Origin of the sequence: Mycolicibacterium arabiense, assembly GCF_010731815.2 — a bacterium.
GTDB lineage: Bacteria > Actinomycetota > Actinomycetes > Mycobacteriales > Mycobacteriaceae > Mycobacterium > Mycobacterium arabiense.
The window spans coordinates 2,004,028-2,027,112 of record NZ_AP022593.1; the positions used below are offsets into that span (position 1 = coordinate 2,004,028).

24 protein-coding genes are annotated in these 23,085 nt (G+C 68.6%); 11 read left to right on the plus strand and 13 right to left on the minus strand.

The window, feature by feature from the left end; translation table 11 throughout:
• Window positions 1-3 precede the first annotated feature (3 nt).
• Window positions 4-972 (plus strand): diacylglycerol/lipid kinase family protein, encoded by a 969-nt coding sequence (locus G6N61_RS11350; RefSeq protein WP_163918617.1) that lies wholly within the window; start codon window positions 4-6, stop codon window positions 970-972.
• Window positions 973-1,241: 269 nt separating this feature from the next.
• Window positions 1,242-1,496: a transcriptional regulator WhiB1 gene (gene whiB1, locus G6N61_RS11355; protein ID WP_059165613.1), complete on the plus strand. Its 255-nt coding sequence runs from the start codon at window positions 1,242-1,244 to the stop codon at window positions 1,494-1,496.
• 190 nt (window positions 1,497-1,686) lie between these two features.
• On the opposite strand, the gene G6N61_RS11360 is transcribed toward whiB1, so the two are convergent.
• On the minus strand, window positions 1,687-3,186 hold the full coding sequence (locus G6N61_RS11360) for a two-component system sensor histidine kinase PdtaS (protein WP_163918618.1): 1,500 nt from the start codon (window positions 3,184-3,186) through the stop codon (window positions 1,687-1,689).
• Window positions 3,187-3,209: 23 nt separating this feature from the next.
• Entirely contained in the window at window positions 3,210-3,425 is a 216-nt protein-coding gene (locus tag G6N61_RS11365) for a biotin/lipoyl-binding carrier protein (RefSeq protein WP_163918619.1), read from the minus strand.
• Between the two features lie 167 nt (window positions 3,426-3,592).
• On the opposite strand from G6N61_RS11365, the gene G6N61_RS31330 reads away from it, so the two are divergent.
• Window positions 3,593-3,667 (plus strand): 50S ribosomal protein bL37, encoded by a 75-nt coding sequence (locus G6N61_RS31330; protein WP_011728008.1) that lies wholly within the window; start codon window positions 3,593-3,595, stop codon window positions 3,665-3,667.
• A 53-nt stretch (window positions 3,668-3,720) separates the two neighbouring features.
• Here the strand turns inward: G6N61_RS31330 and rsrA are convergent, their stop codons facing one another.
• Both rsrA and G6N61_RS11375 read right to left on the minus strand, forming a co-directional pair.
• Entirely contained in the window at window positions 3,721-4,032 is a 312-nt protein-coding gene (gene rsrA, locus G6N61_RS11370; RefSeq protein WP_163918620.1) for a mycothiol system anti-sigma-R factor, read from the minus strand.
• Entirely contained in the window at window positions 4,029-4,697 is a 669-nt protein-coding gene (locus G6N61_RS11375; protein ID WP_249783792.1) for a sigma-70 family RNA polymerase sigma factor, read from the minus strand. The genes rsrA and G6N61_RS11375 overlap by 4 nt, the downstream gene beginning before the upstream one ends.
• A gap of 226 nt (window positions 4,698-4,923) precedes the next feature.
• On the opposite strand from G6N61_RS11375, the gene G6N61_RS11380 reads away from it, so the two are divergent.
• From G6N61_RS11380 to G6N61_RS11390, 3 genes are read left to right on the plus strand one after another with little or no spacing between them, the layout of a single operon-like run.
• Window positions 4,924-5,418 (plus strand): YbaK/EbsC family protein, encoded by a 495-nt coding sequence (locus G6N61_RS11380; protein WP_163918622.1) that lies wholly within the window; start codon window positions 4,924-4,926, stop codon window positions 5,416-5,418.
• Between the two features lie 35 nt (window positions 5,419-5,453).
• Window positions 5,454-6,296 carry an SDR family oxidoreductase gene (locus G6N61_RS11385; protein WP_163918623.1) on the plus strand — a complete coding sequence of 281 codons (843 nt, stop codon included), beginning with the start codon at window positions 5,454-5,456 and terminating at the stop codon, window positions 6,294-6,296.
• Between the two features lie 5 nt (window positions 6,297-6,301).
• Entirely contained in the window at window positions 6,302-7,078 is a 777-nt protein-coding gene (locus G6N61_RS11390; protein ID WP_163918624.1) for a class I SAM-dependent methyltransferase, read from the plus strand.
• 1 nt (window position 7,079) lies between these two features.
• On the opposite strand, the gene G6N61_RS11395 is transcribed toward G6N61_RS11390, so the two are convergent.
• Window positions 7,080-8,588: a DUF7782 domain-containing protein gene (locus G6N61_RS11395; protein ID WP_163918625.1), complete on the minus strand. Its 1,509-nt coding sequence runs from the start codon at window positions 8,586-8,588 to the stop codon at window positions 7,080-7,082.
• Entirely contained in the window at window positions 8,585-9,340 is a 756-nt protein-coding gene (locus G6N61_RS11400) for an SOS response-associated peptidase (RefSeq protein ID WP_163918626.1), read from the minus strand. Before G6N61_RS11400 ends, G6N61_RS11395 begins: the two co-directional genes overlap by 4 nt.
• 44 nt (window positions 9,341-9,384) lie before the next feature.
• Here G6N61_RS11400 and aroA point away from each other — a divergent pair, with 44 nt between their 5' ends.
• From aroA to G6N61_RS11420, 4 genes are read left to right on the plus strand one after another with little or no spacing between them, the layout of a single operon-like run.
• Window positions 9,385-10,707, plus strand: coding sequence for a 3-phosphoshikimate 1-carboxyvinyltransferase (aroA, locus tag G6N61_RS11405; RefSeq protein WP_407666430.1), 1,323 nt, complete (start codon window positions 9,385-9,387; stop codon window positions 10,705-10,707).
• Entirely contained in the window at window positions 10,704-11,684 is a 981-nt protein-coding gene (rsgA, locus tag G6N61_RS11410; protein ID WP_163918628.1) for a ribosome small subunit-dependent GTPase A, read from the plus strand. Before aroA ends, rsgA begins: the two co-directional genes overlap by 4 nt.
• A gap of 1 nt (window position 11,685) precedes the next feature.
• Window positions 11,686-12,342: a class I SAM-dependent DNA methyltransferase gene (locus G6N61_RS11415; protein ID WP_163918629.1), complete on the plus strand. Its 657-nt coding sequence runs from the start codon at window positions 11,686-11,688 to the stop codon at window positions 12,340-12,342.
• Window positions 12,343-12,380: 38 nt separating this feature from the next.
• Entirely contained in the window at window positions 12,381-13,244 is an 864-nt protein-coding gene (locus G6N61_RS11420; RefSeq protein WP_163918630.1) for an aldo/keto reductase, read from the plus strand.
• 81 nt (window positions 13,245-13,325) lie between these two features.
• Here G6N61_RS11420 and G6N61_RS11425 read toward each other — a convergent pair whose 3' ends face one another.
• From G6N61_RS11425 to G6N61_RS11440, 4 genes are all read right to left on the minus strand, one after another.
• Window positions 13,326-14,555 (minus strand): fatty acid desaturase family protein, encoded by a 1,230-nt coding sequence (locus G6N61_RS11425; RefSeq protein ID WP_163918631.1) that lies wholly within the window; start codon window positions 14,553-14,555, stop codon window positions 13,326-13,328.
• Between the two features lie 66 nt (window positions 14,556-14,621).
• Window positions 14,622-15,785, minus strand: coding sequence for a ferredoxin reductase (locus tag G6N61_RS11430; RefSeq protein WP_163918632.1), 1,164 nt, complete (start codon window positions 15,783-15,785; stop codon window positions 14,622-14,624).
• Window positions 15,786-15,876: 91 nt separating this feature from the next.
• The gene (locus G6N61_RS11435; protein WP_163918633.1) at window positions 15,877-16,377 is read right to left on the minus strand and encodes a DUF6912 family protein; all 501 of its coding nucleotides are present in this window, start codon (window positions 16,375-16,377) and stop codon (window positions 15,877-15,879) included.
• A gap of 17 nt (window positions 16,378-16,394) precedes the next feature.
• On the minus strand, window positions 16,395-17,804 hold the full coding sequence (locus tag G6N61_RS11440; RefSeq protein ID WP_163918634.1) for a WS/DGAT/MGAT family O-acyltransferase: 1,410 nt from the start codon (window positions 17,802-17,804) through the stop codon (window positions 16,395-16,397).
• Between the two features lie 183 nt (window positions 17,805-17,987).
• Here G6N61_RS11440 and G6N61_RS11445 point away from each other — a divergent pair, with 183 nt between their 5' ends.
• On the plus strand, window positions 17,988-18,488 hold the full coding sequence (locus G6N61_RS11445; protein WP_163918635.1) for an Rv3235 family protein: 501 nt from the start codon (window positions 17,988-17,990) through the stop codon (window positions 18,486-18,488).
• 12 nt (window positions 18,489-18,500) lie between these two features.
• Here G6N61_RS11445 and secA read toward each other — a convergent pair whose 3' ends face one another.
• The 3 genes from secA to G6N61_RS11460 form a co-directional block, all read right to left on the minus strand.
• On the minus strand, window positions 18,501-21,347 hold the full coding sequence (gene secA, locus G6N61_RS11450; RefSeq protein ID WP_163918636.1) for a preprotein translocase subunit SecA: 2,847 nt from the start codon (window positions 21,345-21,347) through the stop codon (window positions 18,501-18,503).
• 140 nt (window positions 21,348-21,487) lie between these two features.
• Complete coding sequence (gene hpf / locus G6N61_RS11455) at window positions 21,488-22,168, minus strand: ribosome hibernation-promoting factor, HPF/YfiA family (protein ID WP_163918637.1); 681 nt, start codon at window positions 22,166-22,168, stop codon at window positions 21,488-21,490.
• Between the two features lie 285 nt (window positions 22,169-22,453).
• Entirely contained in the window at window positions 22,454-23,077 is a 624-nt protein-coding gene (locus G6N61_RS11460; protein WP_163924755.1) for a ComF family protein, read from the minus strand.
• Window positions 23,078-23,085 lie beyond the last annotated feature (8 nt).

Consider the following 23,085-nt stretch of genomic DNA (forward strand, 5'->3'; position numbering starts at 1 on the left):
TCCGTGCGCGCCGTGCTGATCGTCAATCCCAATGCGACATCCACCACCGCGGCCGGGCGTGACCTGCTCGCGCACGCGCTCGAGAGCCGCGTGGACCTCACCGTGGTGCACACCGACCACCGTGGGCACGCGATCGAGATCGCCAGCGACGCCACCCGCGACGGCATCGACGTCGTCATCGTGCACGGCGGTGACGGCACCGTGAACGAAGTGGTCAACGGCATCCTCGGCGAGTGCGGGCCCAACCGGGCTGTCCCGGATCCGAACGCTCCGGCCGTCGGCGTCGTGCCCGGCGGATCGGCGAACGTGTTCGCCCGCGCACTCGGAATCAGCCCCGACCCGGTCGACGCCACCAACCAACTGATCGACCTGCTCAGCGCGCGCCGCAGCGGTGCGGCCTGGCGGCGGATCGGGCTGATGGACTGCGGCGAGCGCTGGGCGGTGTTCACCGCCGGCATGGGCGTCGACGGCGACGTCGTCGCCGCGGTCGAGGAGCAACGCGCACGCGGGCGGAAGGTGACGGCGAGCCGCTACATCCGGGTAGCGGTGCGCGAGATGCTGGCCAGTGCACGCAGGGAGCCCGGGCTGACGCTGCGCACGCCAGGCAGCACTCCGGTGTCCGGCGTCCACTTCGCGTTCGTGTCGAACTCGAGCCCGTGGACCTACGCCAACACCCGCCCGGTCTGGACCAACCCGGCGACGACGTTCGAGACCGGACTCGGTGTGTTCGCGATCACCAGCATGAACGTCTGGGCCAACCTGGCGCTGGTGCGACGGATGCTGTCGAGCAAGCCCAACATCGAGGCCAAGCACCTGATTCGCGAAGACGACCTGTCGTGGATCACCGTGACGGCCGACGCACCGGCGGCGTGCCAGATCGACGGGGATTTCGTCGGACCGAGGGAAACGATGACGTTCACGTCGGTTCCGGATGCGCTCGCCGTAGTGGCGCCGACGGCCAAAAGCCTCTGAACTGTGAGGTTGTTATCACTGCGACGAACTCAGGGCGCAGGTACGTTGAGTGTAGTACGAACGTATGAGGGGATCGTCAACGCGGTCCCACTCGAACGTCTCAGTGACATTGCCCACGTGTGAACTCGGTTCTATTGACATCTGTTCAGCCTGTGAAAGCATCGGATGCAACAGCACTGAAACATTTCGTGTGCATGCGTTAACAGCCGAACAAAAAGCTAGTGCGCTTTGCTGCGCATACGGCGAGTGATCTGACTAGGAGTTAAGAAATGGATTGGCGGCACAAGGCAGTCTGTCGTGACGAGGATCCCGAACTGTTCTTCCCGGTAGGGAACAGCGGTCCGGCGCTCGCCCAGATCGCCGACGCGAAGCTCGTCTGCAACCGCTGCCCGGTGACGACCGAGTGCCTCACCTGGGCGCTGGAGTCCGGTCAGGATGCCGGCGTGTGGGGCGGCATGAGCGAAGACGAGCGTCGCGCGCTCAAGCGCCGCAACGCCCGCACGAAGGCGCGTACCGGCGTCTAGCCCGCTTCGACTTTCCGCTTACGGCCCCGGTGAAAACCGGGGCCGTAAGTGTGTTTCGGGGCTTTGAAAACGGCTATGCGCCATTTCTGCGCACGCGCCGTGGCGTTTTCGGTACTGCTCTTCATTGCGCGCTGGGTTCTACTGCGCGCTCCGCGCGCTGAGTCTTACTGCGCGCTCCGCCCGCGGAGTTCTACTGCGCGCTCCGCGCGCGGCGACCGATCGGCACCCGCAACACCACTTCCGTCCCTCCCCCTGGCCCGTCGTGCATGCCCAGCGAGCCGTCCAGTTCGGCGGCGACCAGCGTGCGCACGATCTGCAGGCCGAGGCGGTCGGACTTCTCCAGACTGAATCCCGGCGGCAGCCCGCGGCCGTCATCACTGATCACGACGTCGAGCCAGCGTGCCGACCGCTCGGCCCGAATGGTCACGCAGCCCTGGGCCGTGTCGCCGTCATAGGCGTGCTCGATGGCGTTCTGCACCAGCTCGGTGACCACCATGACCAGAGCGGTCGCTCGATCGGCGTCGAGCACGCCCAGGTCGCCCTGCCGCACGATGCGGATGGGGCTGTCCACCGACGCGACGTCGTTCATGATCGGCACGATGCGGTCGACCACCTCGTCGAGGTTGACTTCCTCGTCGACCGACATCGACAGCGCGTCGTGCACCAGGGCGATCGACGACACCCGCCGCACCGACTCGTTCAAGGCCTCGCGGCCCTCGGCGTTGTTGGTGCGCCGGGCCTGCAGCCGCAGCAGGGCGGCCACGGTCTGCAGGTTGTTCTTCACGCGGTGATGGATCTCGCGGATGGTCGCGTCCTTGGACAGCAGCGCCCTGTCCCGGCGCTTGACCTCGGTGACGTCGCGCACCAGCACGGCAGCGCCCGCGGCGGCGCCGTGCACGATCAGCGGCAACGTACGCAGCAGCACGGCCGCGCCGTTCGCGTCGACCTCCATCCGCATGCTGGACCCGCCGACCAGCGAGTCTCGCACGTGGGTGGCCAGCTCCTGAGCCTCGAAGGGGTCCGAGATCAGCGGTCGCGTCACGCTGACCAGGTTGTGGCCCTCGAGTTCCGCGGCCAGACCCATGCGGTGGTAGGCCGACAACGCATTGGGGCTGGCGAAGGCCACCACGCCGTCTCCGTCGAGCCGGATGAAGCCGTCACCGACGCGTGGACTGGACCGCGACATGGCCACGTCGCCCACGTTGGGGAACGTCCCCTCCGACAGCATGTGCAGCAGATTGCGGGCGCAGTCGAGGTAGGCCCGTTCGAGCGGGCTGGCCTTGCGCTGGTCGGCAAGCGCCGTCTGATGGGTGAGTACGGCCACCACCTGGTCGGCGTGCCGGACCGGTACGGCTTCGACGTTGAGCCAGTGTTCGTAATGCGAATCGTTGGGCAGGACATCGCTTTCCCTGCCGATGTGGCCCGAGACGAATGCGGCGGTGACGACGGGCATCGCGTCGGCCTCGCTCTGCGTGCCCACGGCATCGGCGAGCACCACCGTCGGCGCGGTGTTGGGCCGGACCTGCGCGACGCAGACCAGCCCGAGGTCCTCGCGGCGGACCCACATCAAATAGTCGGCGAACGAGAGGTCGGCCAGGAGTTGCCACTCGCCGACGACGGCGTGCAGGTGATCGACCGCGCTGCCGGGCAGCATCGTGTGCTCGGCGAGCAGGTCACCGAGGGTCGACACGGTGCGGTTCCTCCGGTGAGCGCCTAGCTGATGACGGCGATGAGGTCGCCGGCCTGGATGACGTCGCCGACGGAGACGTTGACCGACGAGACGGTGCCCGCGACCTCGGCGAGCACCGGGATCTCCATCTTCATCGATTCGAGCAGCACCAGGGTGTCCCCTTCGCCGATCTGATCGCCTTCGCTCACCACGACCTCGAGCACACTGGCCACGATCTCGGCGCGAACGTCCTCGGCCATCTTCACTCCGCTCGTCTCGACGCTTGCCTCATGGGGACCCAGGGGGTCTGACCTACCGGACCATCGAACCACACCGGCAGGCTGACAACGCATTGGAACTCACCGGCACGATCATGAGACACTGGGGAGTAAGCACCTGATTCACCAGACTCGACGGGAGACCGACCATGGCCAAGCGAGGCCGCAAGAAGCGCGATCGTAAGCACTCGAAGGCCAACCACGGGAAGCGTCCCAACGCCTGACCTTCACCCCACTACACACACGACGGCGGCCCATTGGGCCGCCGTCCTGCGTTTCAGCTACGGATGATGGTGGTGCGGCTGATCTCGATGCGAAGCCGCTGCCGCAGGCTGTCGGGAGCACGCTCGCCGCTGCACTTGCTGGCGATCAGGTTCTTCACCCGCTCCTCGACGCCGTACTGCCGCAGGCAGGTGGGGCACTCCTCGAGATGGTGACGCAGCTTGTCGCGGGTCTCGGTGGTGCATTCGCCGTCGAGCAGCGTCCACACCTCGGCGATGACCGAGGCGCATTCGGGATGCTCGGGATCGACCGGGCCGAGCGGCGGCTCGAAGTCGTGACCCTCTGGGCGTGAGAAATCGGCGGTCATGAGGTGACCTCCTCCACTTTGCTGAACTCCGGACCTCGAATGAAACCGCGATCGCGAGCCACGTCGGCGAGCAGCTCACGAAGCTGCTTGCGTCCGCGGTGCAGTCGCGACATGACCGTGCCGATCGGGGTGTCCATGATCTGCGCGATCTCCTTGTATGGGAAGCCTTCGACGTCGGCGTAGTAGACCGCCATCCGGAACTCCTCGGGCAGCGCCTGCAGCGCGGCCTTGACCTCCGTGTCGGGCAGCGCTTCCAGCGCCTCGACCTCGGCCGAGCGCAGACCGGTCGACGAGTGCTCGGCGTTGGCGGCCAGCTGCCAGTCGGTGATCTCCTCGGTCGGGTACTCGGCAGGCTGTCGCTGCTTCTTGCGGTAGCTGTTGATGTAGGTGTTGGTCAGGATCCGGTACAGCCAGGCCTTGAGGTTGGTGCCCTCGCGGAACGACCGGAATCCGGCATAGGCCTTGACCATGGTTTCCTGCAGCAGGTCCTCGGCGTCGGCGGGGTTGCGGGTCATCCGCAGCGCGCCTCCGTACAGCTGGTCGAGCAGCGGAATGGCATCGCGCTCGAACCGTGCGGTCAGTTCGGCGTCGGTCTCCGCGGGCTTCGGCGGTTCGTCGGTCAGCGCATCGGGAACTGTCCCGGCTGACAGAGTCGAGTCGGTCATGTCGGTGGACACCGTCCCTTCGATTGCGGCACCGAACGGGTCCAGCACATCGACTGGACGTTCCAGGCAGGCCGTTGGCACCAAGGTCCCCTTCCACCGATCCTAGTTGCTGAGTCCGACAACGCGCCGAACCGTCGTGATCGCCTCGAACAACAGCCCGTACGCAGGGGTTGTTCCCGGTGGCCGGGCCGAGCCGTCGACGACTGCGGCTGGCTAGGGTGGCCGGATGCCACGTGCTGCGACCCCGGCGATCGCCGCGCTCGTGACGGCAGGCGTGCCGCACGAGGTGCTGCGCTACCACCACGACCCGCGCGTCGAGTCCTTCGGCGACGAGGCCGTCGCCGAACTCGCCGCGACCGAGGGCGTGGCGGCCGATCAGATCCTCAAGACCCTGATCATCGAACTACCGACGGGTCTGGCGGTCGCCGTATTACCAGTTCCGGCCAAGCTGTCGCTGAAGGCCGCCGCGGCCGCCCTGTCGGCACCACGGGCCGCGATGGCCGACCGCCGGGCAGCCGAACGTTCCACCGGCTACGTCCTTGGCGGCATCTCACCCCTCGGTCAGCGCAAGCCGCTGCCCACGGTCGTCGACGCCTCCGCCATGGCGTGGGACCGGGTGTTGTGCAGCGCTGGCAAGCGCGGCTGGGACGTGGCCCTTGCGCCCGACGACCTCGTCCGGCTCACCGACGCCGCCGTCGCCGACATACGGGCACCCGGATAGACCCCTGCCGTCGCCGATCGTCCTAGGGTGACCCCATGTCGCTATCAGGGAAGACCATGTTCATCTCCGGCGCCAGCCGAGGCATCGGGTTGGCGATCGCCAAGCGCGTCGCCGCCGACGGCGCCAACGTCGCGCTGGTAGCCAAGACCGCCGAACCCCATCCCAAGCTCGAGGGCACGGTCTACACCGCAGCCAAGGAGATCGAGGAGGCCGGCGGCAACGCCCTGCCGATCGTCGGCGACATCCGCGACGGCGACTCCGTGACGGCGGCGGTGGCCAAGGCCGTCGAGGCGTTCGGCGGGATCGACATGTGCGTCAACAACGCCTCCGCCATCAACCTCGGCTCGATCGAGGAGGTGCCGCTCAAGCGGTTCGACCTCATGAACGGGATCCAGGTGCGCGGCACCTACACGGTGTCGCAGGCATGCTTGCCGCACATGAAGGGTCGGGAGAACCCGCACGTGCTGACGTTGTCGCCGCCGATCCGGCTCGAGTCGGAGTGGCTCAAGCCGACGGCCTACATGATGGCCAAGTTCGGAATGACGCTGTGCGCGTTGGGCATCGCCGAGGAGATGCGGGACGCGGGCATCGCGTCGAACACCCTGTGGCCCCGCACCCTGGTCGCCACGGCAGCCGTGCAGAACCTGCTCGGCGGCGACGAGGCGATGGCCAAGGCGCGCAAGCCCGCGGTGTACGCCGACGCGGCCTACGCGATCCTGACCAAGCCCTCGACGTACACCGGTCACAGCCTGCTCTGCGAGGACGTGCTGATCGAGAACGGCGTGACGGACCTGTCGGTGTACGACTGCGTGCCCGGCTCCGACCTCGGCGTCCACCTGTGGGTCGACGCCCCCAATCCGCCCGGGTACCAGGGCTGAACCCGATGGGTTCACCGTGGTCCGCCGGACGATACGAGTCGGTGGCGGAACGCATCTCGGACATCGCCGTGCAGACGGTCGAGTTCGCCGACCGGCGTCGGCCGCTGCGGGATGCGACGTTGGTCGACCTGGCCTGCGGTACCGGTAGCGCGGCGCTGGCAGCGGCGCGGCTTGGCGCACGCGTCACGGCCGTCGACCTCACCCCCGAACTGATCGACCAGGCCACGGAGAAGGCCAAGGCCGCGAGCCTCGACGTGACGTGGGTGGCGGCCGATGCCGCCGACACGGGGCTGCCGACCGGCGCCTTCGACGTCGCCGTGTCCAACATGGGCATCATCTTCGTCGAGCCGGGCCGCCAGGTCGCCGAGATCGGCCGGCTGATCAAACCGGCTGGCGTGCTTGCGTTCTCGTCCTGGGTCCGCAGTGCGCAGAACCCGTTCTTCGACCCGATCGTCGCGGTCCTCGGCGCACCACCCGACACCGGCTACTCCCCCGACCAGTGGGGCAACTCCGACGTGGTGGCCCAGCGGTTGGCCGCCGACTTCGAGGGTGTCGAGATCACCGAGGGCCGGCATGGGTGGGAGTTCGAATCGCTGGACGCCGCGCTGGCGTTCGTCACCGAGGAGTCCCCGATGCACGTCGGAGCCTTCGGTCGCGCCGACTCCGACCAGCGCGACCGGCTGCAAGACGCGTTCCGCGAGGCGCTGAGCGAGCACGCCACCGCCGACGGCGTCAGGTTCGAGGCGCCCTACGTGGTGGTCACCGCGACGCGACGGGCGTGAATCACTCGGCCTCGTAGAGGATTCCGCGACCGATGGCCTCGCGCACGACCGGCAACGCCGCCTCGGCCAGGGCGTCGCCGTCGACGCCGTGCACCGAAGCGAGCAGGTCGACGAGCATGCCCAGCGGCACCTCGCCACGGCACCCTGCGAGCAGCGCCCGCGACACCTCGTCGACGCCGAGGACCGCACCGGGTCCGCCGGGTCTGCGCACTGCGGCCCCGACGGTCTGCCAGCCCTCGGGTCCGGGCAGCGACTGTTCCTCGAGGAACACCGGCGCCGTCGACAACCGGGCCGCCAACAGCTGGTCGTCGCCGGTGTCGTGCAGGTACTCGCGGCGGGCGAAGAACGCCGCCACCTCGGGCCCGGTCAGTCCCTCGTCGGCACCGGTGATCTCCTCGAGCACCTGGTCGGGCGGGCGGCTCTCGTCGTTGCGTGGGGCGCGCAGCGTCACCATGCCCATGCCGATCCCGGCGATGTCCTGGTCGGCGAACCAGTCCAGCCACAGTCCACCGCGGCGAGCGGCTTCCTCCGGCGGCTCCCCCGCGTCCGAGGTCCACAGCGAGACGTAGCTGATCGGATCGGCGAACTCGCGCTGAACCACCCACGCATGCAGGCCGGTGTCGACGAGCCAGCCCCGGACGCGATCCTGCCAGTCCTGCCCATCGCGCACGATCCAGTTGGCCATGATCTGGGCGGTCCCACCCGGTTCGAGGTGGTCGCGAGCCTGCCGGATCAGCTTCTCCGACAACGAGTCCCCGGCCATGCCCGAGTCGCGGTACTCGTAGTCGAGCGCCCCGGTGCCCACCACGAACGGCGGGTTCGACACGATCAGGTCGAACCGCTCACCGGCCACCGGCTCGAACAGGCTACCCGGCCGCAGGTCCCACGACATGCTGTTCAGCCGGGCGGTGGCCGCGGCCAGCGCAAGCGCACGGGCGTTGGTGTCGGTGCCGACGATCGCGTCGCAATGCCCGTCGAGGTGCAGTGCCTGGATGCCGCAGCCCGTGCCGAGGTCCAACGCCCGGCGGACGGGTGCGCGGACCACGGCGTGCGCCAGGGTGACCGACGCACTGCCGATGCCCAGCACGTGGTCACGCGCCACGGCCCCGGGGCGGACCGCGGCGTCCAGATCGGAGACGACGAGGAAGTCGCGCACCCCGTCGCCGTGCGGGCGGATGTCCAGGGCGGCGCGCAGTGCGCCCTCTCGCGTGACCTCGAGGACGTGGTTGGCGACCAGCGCGTCGACGCCCGCGGTGGGCATCGCCTGGGCGGCGCGGTCGCGCGACTCCTCCGCACCGAGCAGGAACAGCCGGACCAGGATGGCCAGCGCCTGCCGTTCCGGGGTCGCCCGATCGGTGGCGCGCAGCGCCGACCACCACGATCCTCGGCTGAACGCTGCCCCGGCCTCGGCGCCGAGCAGCCCGGCGACACCGTCGGTCGTGTAGTCCGCCGCCCGGAGGTCATCGGCGAGGGCGTCGACCACCGCGGGGTCCGACAGGGGGTGGGTCAAAGCAGCGTGCCCTGCTCGGCCTGCGGCTCGGCCGGCTCGATGAGTTCGGGCCCGTTGTTGCGCACGCTGTTCACCAGTCGGGAGACTTCGCGGATCTCGATGCGGTCGAGATCGCCGTGTCCGCGCAGCAATCCCTCGTCGACGGGCGCGTCCGGGTCGAGCCAGCGGTCCCAGTCCGACTCGCCGATGGTCAGCGGCATCCGGTCGTGGATGTCGGCGAGCTTGGCGGCCGCGTCGGTCGTGATGATCGTGCAGCTCAGCAGCGGCGGCGCGTCCTTGGGAGCGTCCTTGGGCCGCCACGTCGACCACAGGCCCGCCATGAACAGCGGCTCGCCGTCGCCGGCGTACATGAAGAACGGCGTCTTCGAGCCCTTCTCACCGCGCCACTCGTACCAGCCATCCATCGGGACCAGGCAGCGCTTGCCCTTGGCCGACGAGCGGAACGCCGGTGACGACGTGATCTTCTCCGCGCGCGCGTTGATCAGCAGCGGCCCCTTCGTGTCCGGAGTCCCGCCGTCGGCAGCCTTCGTCCACGCGGGAACCAGGCCCCAGCGCATCAGCCGCACCCGCCGCGTCGACTCGTCGTCGGGTTCGGTGTGCCGCTTGACCACGGTGGCGATCGTGGTCGTGGGAGCGACGTTGTAGTTGGCGCCGGGTGCGTCCTTCGCTGTCGCCGCGGTGCTCTCGTCGATCGCCTTGATCTTCTCGGCCAGCAGCGCCGGATCGGTCGTCACCGCGAATCGCCCGCACATACGTCCATGGTGGCAGAAACCGGCGACAAGGCAGGATGGTGACCGTGACAGACCGTGCACCCGACGATCGAGCGCAGCTCTGGCCCGCACCGACCGCACCGGTGCCCGTCCGGGCCACCGTCACCGTGCCGGGATCGAAGTCGCAGACCAACCGGGCGCTGATCCTCGCCGCGCTGGCCACGCCCCAGGGTGCCTCGACGGTCACCGGCGCACTGCGCAGCCGCGACACCGATCTGATGATCGGTGCCCTGCGCGCACTGGGCCTCACCGTGACCGGCGACGGCACCGACCTCACCGTCAGCGGCGCCATCGAGCCCGCGGCCGACGCGACCATCGACTGCGGCCTCGCGGGCACCGTGCTGCGCTTCGTCCCGCCGCTGGCAGCGCTGGGGACCGAGGCGGTCACCTTCGACGGCGACGAACAGGCCCGGTCCCGCCCGATCGCGCCGCTGCTGGCTGCGCTGCGCCACCTGGGCGTCGCACTCGATGGCGACGGTCTGCCGTTCCAGGTGCGGGGCGCCGGATCGGTACGGGGCGGCACCGTGGAGATCGACGCGTCGGCGTCGTCGCAGTTCGTCTCGGGCCTGCTGCTCTCGGGCGCGACGTTCGCCGACGGGCTGACCGTGGTGCACACCGGAGCCGCCGTGCCCTCGGCGCCGCACGTCGCGATGACGGTGTCGATGCTGCGCGAGGCAGGCGTCGACGTCGACGACGGCCACGGCAACCGGTGGCACGTGAGTCCAGGACCGGTGGCCGCGCGGCACTGGCCGATCGAGCCCGACCTGTCGAACTCGGTGCCGTTCCTCGCGGCAGCGCTGGTGACCGGCGGCACCGTCCGGATCGCCGGGTGGCCGACCACGAGCGTCCAACCCGCCGCCGCCATCATCGAACTGCTGCAGAAGATCGGCGCCTCGGTGCACCTGGGTGTCGGCCACCTCGAGGTCGCCGGCCCGTCCGGCCCCGACGGTTACGCCGGGTTCGACGCGGATCTCGGCGAGATCGGCGAACTCGCTCCGTCGGTCGCAGCCATCGCGGCCCTGGCCGAGCCGGGTTCGGAGTCGCGGCTGAGCGGTATCGCCCACCTGCGGGGCCACGAGACCGACCGGCTCGCCGCGCTGACCACCGAGATCAACCGGCTCGGCGGCCAGTGCGAGGAGACCGACGACGGCCTGGAAATCGTCGCGCGCCCGATGCACGGTGGGGCGTGGCGGTCCTACGCCGACCACAGGATGGCGACCGCGGGCGCGATCATCGGGCTCAAGGTGCCCGGCGTGGAGGTCGAGGACATCGGTACCACCGCCAAGACGCTGCCCGACTTCCCTGGCATGTGGGCGGACATGCTGTCCGGGACGAGCGAGCGGCATTGAGCGGACGCGAGCTCGACGAATCGGACGTCCGGGTGCGCTCGGGCCGTGGTTCGCGGCCGCGCACCAAGATCCGACCCGACCATGCCGACGCCGAGCGGGCGATGGTGGTCACCGTGGACCGTGGCCGGTGGGGCTGCGCGCTCGGCGGTGACCCGGATCGGGTCGTCACGACCATGCGCGCACGGGAACTCGGCCGGACCCCGATCGTCGTCGGCGACGAGGTCGACATCGTCGGGGACCTGTCCGGAAAGCCCGACACGCTCGCCCGCATCGTCCGCCGGGGGGAACGGCGAACGGTGTTGCGCCGCACCGCAGACGACACCGATCCGACCGAGCGCGTCGTCGTGGCCAATGCCGACCAGTTGCTGATCGTGGTGGCGCTGGTGGATCCGCCGCCCCGGACCGGCTTCGTGGAACGCGCGCTGATCGCCGCCTACGCGGGCGGGCTCACCCCGATCCTGTGTCTGACCAAGACCGACCTCGCGCCGCCTGAACCCTTCGCCGAACAATTCACGGGTCTCGACCTGACGGTGATCGCGACGGGCCAGGGCGGCGACGTGGCGCCCGTCGCCGCCCTGCTCGCAGGTCGGGTCACGGTACTGCTCGGCCACTCCGGCGTCGGCAAGTCGACGCTAGTCAATCGTCTCCTGCCGGATGCACATCGAGCGGTGGGTGTCGTGTCGGGCGTCGGCAAGGGCAAGCATACGTCCACGCAGTCGGTGGCCTTGCCGCTCGCCGACTCCGGCTGGGTGATCGACACCCCGGGCGTGCGATCGTTCGGCCTGGCCCACATCGCCCCCGACGACGTCATGATGGCGTTCTCCGACCTCGCCGAGGCGATTCAGGACTGCCCGCGCGGCTGCACCCACCTCGGCCCGCCTGCCGACCCCGAGTGCGCGCTGGACCGACTGATCGGCTCGGCGGCCGACCGCGTGGTCGCCGCCCGACGGCTACTGGCGGCGATGCGGGCAGGCTGACGTGGACTTCCTCGACGCGACGCGGCGCGGGTACGACGCGACCGCCCGCGAGTACGCCGACGCGTTCCACCACCACCTGGACGACAAGCCGTTAGAACGAGCCATGCTCGGCGCGTTCGCCGGCTACGTACAGGCGACCGGGAACCACCGCGTCGCCGACGTCGGGTGCGGAACCGGAGCCACCACGGCGATCCTGCACGACCTCGGAATCGACGCCGCAGGCAGCGACCTGTCGCCCGGGATGATCGGGCAAGCCAAGGCACTCAATCCCCACCTCCGCTTCGCGGTCGGCTCGATGACCGCCGTCGACTCGCCCGACGCCTCGGTCGGTGGGGTCTGCGCGTGGTACTCGACGATCCACGTCCCAGACGCCGTCCTGCCCGAGGTGTTCGCCGAGTTCCGTCGCGTACTCGTGCCGGGCGGGGTGGCACTGCTGGCATTCCAGGCCGGCGAGGGATCCCGGTTGCTCACCGAGGCGTTCGGCGTGGAGGTCGACCTCGAATTCCGCCGCCGCACTCCGGCTTTCGTCACGGGCGCGCTGGATTCTGCCGGATTGGCGGTGTTCGCCGAAGCCGTGCGGGCGGCCGAGCCCGGCGGCATCGAGTCGACACCACAGGCGTTCCTGCTGGCCAGACGGGTCGCGGCCGTCACCCGCTGATCCGTTTGCACCCGCCTCGCACCGGGCACGCTGAGGCGGTGAGCACAGTACCCAACATCGAACTCAATGACGGCGCCCGAATCCCGCAACTGGGCTTCGGCGTCTACCAAATCGACCCCGACGAGACCGCGGCCGCCGTGAAAACCGCACTCGACATCGGCTACCGGCACATCGATACGGCGGAGATGTACGGCAACGAAGCCGGCGTCGGCCAAGGAATCCGTGACGCGGGACTGGCCCGAAGCGACGTCTTCATCACCAGCAAGCTGAACAACGGCTTCCACGAACCCGACGCGGCACGGAAGGCCTTCGACGAGACGCTGTCCAAGCTGGGCTTCGACGCCCCAGAGGACAACTACGTCGACCTGTTCCTCATCCACTGGCCGCTGCCCACGAAGTACGGCGGCGACTTCGTCTCGACGTGGAAGGCGCTGGAGGGCTTCAAGGCCGACGGCCGCGCCCGCAGCATCGGCGTCTCGAACTTCCAGGTGCCGCACCTCGAGCGGCTGGCCGCCGAGACCGACACGGTGCCCGCGGTCAACCAGATCGAGGTGCACCCGTACTTCGTCAACGCCGAGGTGCGCGCCTACGGCGCCCAGCACGGCATCGTGACCGAGGCGTGGTCGCCGATCGCACAGGGCCAGGTGCTCGACGATCAGGCGGTCGAGGGCATCGCCAAGGCCACCGGAAAGTCGCCCGCGCAGGTCGTGCTGCGGTGGCACATCCAGCGCGGCGACGTCATCTTCCCGAAGTCGGTGACGCCGCAACGGATTCAGGACAACTTCGACATCTTCGACTTCGAGCTGAGCCCCGACGACGTCGACGCACTCACCGAACTCGACAAGGGCGAGGAGGGTCGCACGGGCCCCAATCCCGACACGTTCGACATGATCCCGGACTGACCTTCCCCACAACGCGAAACTGCGGGCAGATCGTGAATCGTCGAGGATTCGTGATCTGCCCGCAGTCTCGTTGCTAGTGAATCAGGCTGCGAGTGCCCGCTTCTCGCGTCGGCGCGCCCGCACTGCGGCGATTGACGACTTGAGGCCGCGACGCTCGCTGGGCGGGAGTTCGTCGAACATCCGCTCGCTGCGCGTCTCGGGCGCGTCGTCGCGGGTGCCCGTCAGGAACTTGTCCGGAAGCGACAACTTCGCGATGGTGCGCCACGACTTGCCGTACTGCAGCAGGAAGTTTCCCGTGGTGTAGGGCAGGTCGTACTTGTCGCAGATCTGGCGCACCCGCACCCCGATCTCCTCGTACCGGTTGCTGGGCAGATCCGGGAAGAGGTGGTGTTCGATCTGGTGCGACAGGTTGCCGCTCATGAACCGCAGCGCCGGGCCTGCGTTGAAGTTGGCACTGCCGAGCATCTGGCGCAGGTACCACTGCCCCTTGCTCTCGCCGACCATGTCGGTCTTGGTGAACTTCTCGGCGCCATCGGGGAAGTGGCCGCAGAAGATCACCGCGTTCGACCACACGTTGCGGATGACATTGGCCACCGCGTTGGCCTTCAACGTCGACGTGTAGGTCGCACCAGGCGACAGGGAGGTCAGCGCCGGGTAGGCGACGTAGTCCTTGACCACCTGTGCGCCCGCCTTGACGGCGAATTCGCGTGCCCGGATCTTGCTCTCGTCGCGGTTGTCTCGGCCCTTGAAGATCTTGCCGAGCTCCACGTGCTGCAGCCCGATACCCCACTCGAAGCCGAGGGCGAGAATCGTGTTGTACAGCAGGTTGCCGAGGTTGAACGGCTTCCACTTCGCATCGCGGGTGACGCGGATGAGGCCGTAGCCCACGTCGTCGTCCATGCCCAGGATGTTTGTGTACTTGTGGTGCATGAAGTTGTGGGTGAACCGCCAGTGCTTGGCCGCTCCCGAGGTGTCCCACTCCCACGTCGAGGAGTGAATCTCGGGATCGTTCATCCAGTCCCACTGGCCGTGCATGACGTTGTGGCCGATCTCCATGTTCTCGATGATCTTGGCCACGCCCAAGGTCACGGTTCCGGCCCACCACGCGGAGCGTCGCGAGCTGGCGGTCAGCATCAGCCGGCCTGCCACCTCGAGCGCGCGCTGCGCGGCGATGGTGCGGCGGATGTAGCGCGAGTCGCGCTCACCACGGGAGTCCTCGATGTCGAGTCGGATTGCATCCAGCTCGTTCGCCAGATTCTCGATGTCCGCATCGGTCAGATGCGTGAATTCCGGTACGTCTGTAATTGCCATTTCTCGACCTCCTTTCTACCTACGCTACCGTAACCTACGTACCCGTAGGTTACCAGTCAGTAAACCTCAGACGTCGAGCGTGCAGTCGCCCGACGCGGCCGACACGCAGGTCTGAATCCGGCTGCCCGGCTCGTGCTCGTCGCCGGTGCGCAGGTCACATACGTAACCGTCGACCAACCCGACCACGCACGATTGACATATACCCATTCGGCAGCCGAAGGGCATCTGGATGCCGGCGCTCTCCCCGGCGTCCATGAGCGACGTCGCGCCGTCCGCCGTCACGGTCTTCCCTGCGCGTTCGAACGTGACGGTGCCGCCGGCACCGTGCGCGCCTGCCCTCTTCGCGGCAAAACGCTCGAGGTGCAGGTTGTCCTTCAGGCCCGCCTCACTCCAGATGCGGTCGGCGTCGTCGAGCATGCCCTCGGGACCGCACGCCCAGACCTGCCGGTCGCGCCAGTCCGGTACCACTTCGTCGAGCCGGGACAGATCGAGGCGACCCTCGGTGCGCGTGGCGCGCAGATGGAGCCGGTATCCCTCGCGCTCCTCGGCCAGGCGGGCGAGTTCATCGGCGAACATGACCTCCGACGCCGACGGTGCCGAGTGCACGTGGACGATGTGGCCGGCTCCGCCGATCTGCCCGCGACGCACCAGCGTGCGCAGCATCGACATCACTGGGGTGACGCCGGAACCAGCGGTGAGGAACAGTACCGATGCGGGTGCCGGGTCCGGCATGACGAAGTTGCCCTGCGGTGCCTGCAGGCGCACGATCGTGCCCGCGGCGATGCCGTCGACCAGGTGCGCCGAGAGGAAGCCCTCCGGCATGGCCTTGACGGTGATGGCGATGTTGCGCTCGCCCCTGCCATATGTCGTCCCGTACACCGGGCTCGACGTCAGCGAGTACGACCGCCACCGCCAGCGTCCGTCGACGAGCACGCCGATGCCGATGTACTGACCCGGTTGGTAGTCGAAGGAGAAGCCCCAGCCCGGCTTGATGACCAGGGTCGCTGAATCGGAGGTCTCGCGCCGCACCTCGAGTACCCGGCCGCGCAGTTCGCGCGCCGACCACAGCGGGTTGGCCAGCTGCAGGTAGTCGTCGGGCAGCAACGGGGTGGTGATGCGCTGGACGATTCGGCGGACTGCATGCCAGCCGGGCCGTTCCTTGGCCCCCGCGATCTCTGGGCGTACGGTATCGGCGACCTTGGCCGATACCTTGATGGTGTTCTTGGCCATGACGGCTCCTGCTCGCGTTCGGGCTGTGCGGAGTCCAACCGCAGAATCTGCAACCTACGGTACCGTAACCTACGCTTGCGTAGCTAGTGCGTCAGAGCAGTTCGAGCAGGAATGGCAGCTCTTGAGCGGCATACCAGGCCAGGTCGTGATCCTGCGCGTCGCCGACGGTCAGCTCCGCGTCCTCGTCCCCCAGGTCGGCATCGTCGACGACGTCGACGGCCGCGGCCACCGCAGCCTCCGCACCGGCGTTGTCGACGAAGGCAGCGACCACGTCGGTCAGCGCCAACGGCCCGCCAAGGCGCACCACGGCGTCGTCCAGATCCGGTCGCGCAGTCACCTCGTCGACGTCCGCGACCAGCACCGCACGGCGCCGCGGGAAGCCCTCGACCTCGCCTTCGGCGGCGAGCAGCCGGAGCGACGCCATCGCCGCCTCGCGCAGCGCGACCTCGGCGAGTTCGTCGTCGTCACCTTCGGCGTAGGACTCGCGCAGCGTTGGCGTCACCGCGAACGCCGTGCCGCTGCGGGCGTGCAACGTGTGGTCCGCGACCAGTCCGGCGAGCATGGCCAGGGTCACCGGAACGTAGACGCGCACAGCAGCGACCTTAGCGATCAGCGCGCGGAATCCAGCAATTCGTCCAGTGATTCGCGCAACAGGCTCGGCATCACGTCGACGTCGCTCATGCCGTCCCGGTCGGCATTGATGCCGAAGTAGAGCATGCCGTTGTAGGACGTGACGCCGATCGCCAGCGCCTGGTTGTGCAGCAGCGGGGGTACCGCGTACGTCTCCTGCAGCTTGGTGCCCGCCACGTACATCTGCTTCTGCGCGCCGGGAACGTTGGTGATCAACAGATTGAACAGGCGCGCCGAGAAGCTGGTCGCGACTCGAATGCCCATGGCGTGCAACGTCGGTGGCGCGAACCCCGACAGCGTGACGATGGTTCGGGCGTCCACCAGGCTCGCGGCCGTCGACGCCGACTCGGTCGCATGGGCGATCTGCGACAGCCGCACCACGGCGTTGCCCTCGCCGACGGGCAGGTCCACCAGGAACGGCGACACCTCGCTGATCGCCTGCCCCGGCCCGGCAGCGTCGAGTTCCCCGTCCGGATACACCGACATCGGGGCCATGGCACGCACCGTGGACGACGAGGTGACCGGTTCGCCGCGCGACATCAGCCAGTTCCGCAGCGCGCCCGCCACGACGGCCAGCACCACGTCGTTCACGTCGCAGTCGTAGCGCGCCCGAAGCGTGCGGTAGTCGTCGAGGTCGTGGGACGCCACGGTGAACCTGCGGTTGCGCGACACCGTGGTGTTGAGCGGGCTGCTCGGCGCCGTGCCCCTGGCGACGGTCCGGGCGACGTCGGCGAACCGGCGCGCGGTCTCGACCGCCTGCGACGTGTTGGTCACGACCTCGGTCACCGCATTGCGGGCGGCCGACAGCTGGGCACCGGGGCGCGCGATCCACTCGAGCGCCGCGCCGAGCAGCAGTTGCCTGTCGCTGGGTTCGCGGGCGGGGATCCAGATGTCCTCGCCGAATTCGGGGCTCTTCTGCGTGCGGTCGGCGATGACGTGGCCGATCTCCAGCGCCGTCATCCCGTTCACCAAGGCCTGATGCGACTTGGTGTAGATCGCGATGCGGTTCTTGGCTAGCCCCTCGACGAGGTACATCTCCCACAGCGGCCGCGACCTGTCGAGCGGCCGGGACCCGAGCCGGGCGACCAGGTCGTGCAGCTGGGCGTCGCTGCCCGGGGACGGCAGCGCCGAGCGCCGGATGTGATAGGTGATGTCGAAGTCGCGGTCGTCGATCCACACCGGCCGGGCCAGGCCGAACGTCACCTCGCGCACCTTCTGCCGGTAGCGCGGGATCTGCGGCAGCCGCCGCTCCACGGTGGCGAGCAGGGTCTCGTAGCTCAGCCCGTTGCGCGGCTTGCGCAGGATGGACAGCGTCCCCACGTACATCGGCGTGGAGGTGTTCTCGAGGTGGTAGAACGACGCGTCAGCTGCTGACAGCCGAGTCACCATGACGCGCCACCCCTCCCCCTTCGAGCCATCGCTACGACGTGCACGGACCCCGTCACGGTAACCGCCGATTCTGCGGGCCCGCATCACGGGTGCATGGAGGTGTCTTCCCGCCGTGCGATCATGAATGCATCTGCGCCTCTCCAGCAGATGCCACCACACCGTGTCGACCGCTGGAGATTCACCATGAGCGCATCACCCATCGCCACTGCACGTCAGAGCCTCACCGCGCCGGTCATCGACTACGAGCCGCCGCCGGTCGGCACCACCGCGCCCTGCCCGATGCCGACGTCGACCGCGATGCACCGGCGTACCCCGCGGCCCATGACGCCTGCGACGAGGCCTCGGCGCGAGGCACCCGTTCCGCGGGCGGCCGCGGTGTTCGCCGATGCAGCGCTGCGCCGCGTGCTCGAGGTGGTCGACCGGCGTCGACCCGTCGGCCAGTTGCGCGCGATGCTGCGGCCGAACCTGGTCGACGCGGTGTCCGTGCTGACGCGCACCCCGTCTCCCGAAGGCGCAGCCGCACTCAAGCGCGTACGGCTGCGCGCGGTGTCCGGGTGCCCCGGAGAGCCGAGCGCGGCAGAGGTGTTCGCCACCTACACCAGGGGCAAGCGCGTGCGAGCGGTCGCCGGCCGCGTCGAAGTCGTCGGCGGCCGCTGGCAGGTGGTGGCGCTGCAGATCGGCTAGTTACCGGGCGTGTCAGCCGCGGCGAGCCTTGGGACCGCCACGGTTCTGCTTGCGCGCAGCCTCGCGACGCTCCTTGCGGGTGCCGCCGTTCGACCCTGCGGAGTGCCTGCCGCCGGCGCCACCCTGGCGCTGCACCTCGGCCGAGCCGTCCTCGGACGGTCCGACGTAGGTCATGGGCCGGCGTGTTTCGTCGTCGTCGATGCCCTTGACCCGCAGTGCAGGGGCCGGCTCCTGCGGAGCCTCCTTGGTCGCGACTCCGCCGCCGGAGGCCTGCGCCTTCGCCGCGGCGTCCTTGGCGAACTGCGCCAGGTTGGCAGGCGCGGCGACCGGGGCGACCTGGCTGGCCGGGTCCGCAGCCGCCTGCACCTGTGCGTTGAACAGCAGGCCGACCGCGTCCTCCTTGAGGCCGTCGAGCATCGCCATGAACATGTCGTAGCCCTCGCGCTGGTACTCGACCAGCGGATCGCGTTGCGCCATGGCGCGCAGCCCGATGCCCTCCTTGAGGTAATCCATCTCGTAGAGGTGTTCGCGCCACTTGCGGTCGATGGTGGACAGCAGGACGCTGCGCTCCAGGTACCGCATGGCGTCCGGGCCGCCGATCTCGACGAGCTGCGCCTCGCGCTCGGCGTAGGCCCGCTCGGCGTCGGCGATCAACGCCTCGAGCAGCTCCTCGCGGGTCAGTTCGCCGGGCTCGCCGACGGCGTCGCCGTCGATCAGGTCGTGGTGGTCGATGCCGACCGGGTAGAGCAGCTTGAGCGCCGTCCACAGCGCCTCGAGGTCCCAGTCCTCCGAGTAGCCCTCGGCCGTGGCCCCGTCGACGTAGGCGGTGACGACGTCGACGAGCATCTTGCGCGCCTCGGCCTGCACGTCTTCGCCCTCGAGGATCATGCGGCGCTCGGCGTAGATCACCTTGCGCTGCTGGTTCATCACCTCGTCGTACTTGAGCACCTGCTTGCGGATCTCGAAGTTCTGCTGCTCGACCTGGGTCTGCGCGCTCTTGATCGCGCGGGACACCATCTTGGCCTCGATGGGCACGTCGTCAGGCAGGTTCAACCGGTTGAGCAGGGACTCCAGCGTCTCGCCGTTGAAGCGACGCATGAGTTCGTCGCCCAGTGACAGGTAGAAGCGGGATTCGCCCGGGTCGCCCTGACGGCCGGAGCGGCCGCGCAGCTGATTGTCGATGCGGCGCGATTCGTGACGCTCGGTGCCCAGCACGTAGAGGCCGCCTGCGGCGATGACCTCCTCGGCCTCCTTCGCCACCTCGGCCTTGACGTCGGCGATCGTCTGATCCCACGCGGCTTCGTAGTCCTCGGGCGTCTCGACGGGATCGAGCCCGCGGTCGCGCAGCCGCTTGTCGGCGAGGTAGTCCGGGTTGCCACCGAGCACGATGTCGGTACCGCGACCGGCCATGTTCGTCGCGACGGTGATCGCCGCGCGCCTGCCGGCCTCGGCGATGATGCCGGCCTCCTGCTCGTGGAACTTGGCGTTCAGCACGTTGTGCGGGATGCGGCGCTTGGTGAACTGCTTGGACAGGTACTCCGAGCGTTCGACGCTCGTCGTGCCGATCAAGACCGGCTGGCCCTTCTCGTAGCGCTCGCTGACGTCGTCGACGACCGCGATGTACTTGGCTTCCTCGGTCTTGTAGATCAGGTCGGACTGGTCGGCGCGGATCATCGGCTTGTTGGTCGGGATGCTGACCACGCCGAGGCCGTAGATCTCGTGCAGCTCGGCGGCCTCGGTCTGCGCGGTGCCGGTCATACCGGAGAGCCGGTCGTAGAGGCGGAAGTAGTTCTGCAGGGTGATCGTGGCGAGGGTCTGGTTCTCCGCCTTGATCTCGACGTGCTCCTTGGCCTCGATGGCCTGATGCATGCCCTCGTTGTAGCGGCGGCCCAGCAGCACGCGGCCGGTGAACTCGTCGACGATCAGGACCTCGCCGTTGCGGACGATGTAGTCCTTGTCGCGCTGGAACAGTTCCTTGGCCTTGATGGCGTTGTTCAGGTAGCTCACCAGCGGCGAGTTGGCAGCCTCGTAGAGGTTGTCGATGCCGAGCTGATCCTCGACGAACTCGACGCCGATCTCGTGCACGCCGATGGTGCGCTTGCGGATGTCGACCTCGTAGTGCTTGTCCTTCTCCATCAGCGGAGCGAGACGGGCGAACTCGAGGTACCAGTTCGACGCGCCGTCGGCGGGTCCGGAGATGATCAGCGGTGTACGGGCCTCGTCGATGAGGATCGAGTCGACCTCGTCGACGACCGCGAAGTTGTGGCCACGCTGCACCATGTCGGCGGTCGAGTGCGCCATGTTGTCGCGCAGGTAGTCGAAGCCGAATTCGTTGTTCGTGCCGTAGGTGATGTCCGCGGCGTAGGCGACGCGGCGCTCGTCGGGCGTCATCTGCGACAGGATGACGCCGACGTCGAGCCCGAGGAAGCGGTGGATGCGGCCCATCGACTCGCGGTCGCGCTTGGCCAGGTAGTCGTTGACGGTGACGATGTGGACGCCCTTGCCGCTCAACGCGTTGAGGTAGGCGGGCAGCACGCTGGTCAGGGTCTTGCCCTCACCGGTCTTCATCTCCGCGACGTTGCCGAAGTGCAGCGCGGCACCACCCATGATCTGCACGTCGAAGGGCCGCTGACCCAGCACGCGCCACGCGGCCTCGCGGGCCACCGCGAATGCCTCGGGCAGCAGGTCGTCGAGCGACTCGCCGTCGGCGATGCGCTTCTTGAACTCGTCGGTCTTCGCGCGCAGTTCGGCGTCGGAGAGCTTCTCCGTGTCGTCGGCCAACGAGTTGACGTAGTCGGCGACCTTCTTGAGGCGCTTGACCATGCGGCCTTCGCCAATTCGGAGCAATCTCGTCAGCACGCTGCATCCCCTGCGGGTTCGATGGATCTTTCGATTGACCGGTGTTCCGTCAAACGACACCCATCGTAGGTGACTCGCCGAGACAACCGCCCGAACCGGCACGTGAGCCCCGTTCGGGGACCCCGTGCCGGCCGGGGTGGTCAGGACAGTCTGATCAGCCCGTAGTCGTAGGCGTGCCGTCGGTAGACGACGCTTGGCCGGTCGCTCTCCTTGTCGTGGAACAGGAAGAAGTCGTGACCCACGAGTTCCATCTCGTAGAGGGCGTCGTCGACGGTCATCGGGTTGGCGGGGTGTTCCTTGGTCCGCACGATGTGACCGGGTTCGTGTTCGGTGACCGCGCCGTTCTGGTCGGCGGTCTCCTCCGTGGCGGGAACGGGAGGAAGGAATGCATCGGGGTCGACGACCTTGGTCGCCTCGGCCACCGACACCGGCGTCTTGTCGCCGTAGTGGATCTTGCGTCGGTCCTTGCTGCGACGGAGCCGGTTCTCGAGTTTGCAGACGGCACCCTCGAGGGCGGCGTAGAAGCTGTCGGCGCATGCCTCGCCACGGACTACCGGGCCGCGGCCTCGCGCGGTGATCTCGACGTGTTGGCAGTTCTTGCGTTGACGACGGTTGCGCTCGTGATCGAGTTCGACGTCGAAGAGGTGGATGGTGCGATCGAAGCGCTCGAGGCGAGCCAGCTTCTCGGAGACGTAGGTGCGGAAGTGGTCGGGGATTTCGACGTTGCGGCCCTTGACGACCACCTCGGCGCTTGGCGCTGCTGGCCGGTCCTCGTCGACGACCATGGTCGACTGATCGGGTTGCACGGATTTTGTTGACATACTTGGCATCTCGTTTCTCTTCGCGTCGCACGCACCGAGGCGTGCCGGCTGGTCGGGAAACGCGCCGACGGGACCTGCAAGTCGCCACCCACCGGCGCAAGGTGTCGAGGACTCACCTCCTACCGCTGCCAGGCGATGTGGCGCTGGTTGAATCAACGCCCTCGTGAGGAACTCACGATCGGTTGCCTTCGAAGGTAGTCCGAGTTCACCGGTTCGTGCCACAAATTTCGCAGACCGGTCGCCAACTGTTCGTAGCCGTTCACCTCGGCGTGACACCGACCGACGTCAGGCGTGGGCGATCGCGACGACCGCGGCAACGCGCGCGCCTGCTGTTTGCAGGACGCGGACGGATTCGGCTGCGGTGGCACCGGTCGTCACGACGTCGTCGATCAGGACCACCTCGCCCTCGACGGGCCGTCGCAGCCGGACCCGACCCGCGACGTTGCGTTGCCGCTCCGCGGCGGACAAGCCGACCGAGTCCTTGGTGAACGCGCGCAGACGCAGCGCGTCGACGACCACGCCGTCGGGACCCGCCGCGAGCTTGGCCATGCGTGCCACCGGGTCGCCGCCGCGCCGACGGGCAGACGTCGCGCGGGTCGGTGCGGGCACCAGCACCGGCCCGCCCGGCACCACGCCCCAGGTCACCAACCTGCCCAGGCCGATCCCCAGCGCGTTGCCCAGCGGACCGACGAGGTCGGCGCGTCCCCGTTCCTTGACCGCGACGATGGCCTGCCTGCGGGCGCCCGCGTAGCGGCCGAGCACGAACACCGGCACGCCGGGGTCCAGTCGCGGCAAGACCAGCAACGGCTCGGCGGCCCTGGTCACCAACGCGTCCGAGCAGGGCCCGCACCACCGGACACCAGGTGCGCCGCAGCCGCCGCATTCGAGCGGGAGGACGAGATCGGCCAGCACGCGAC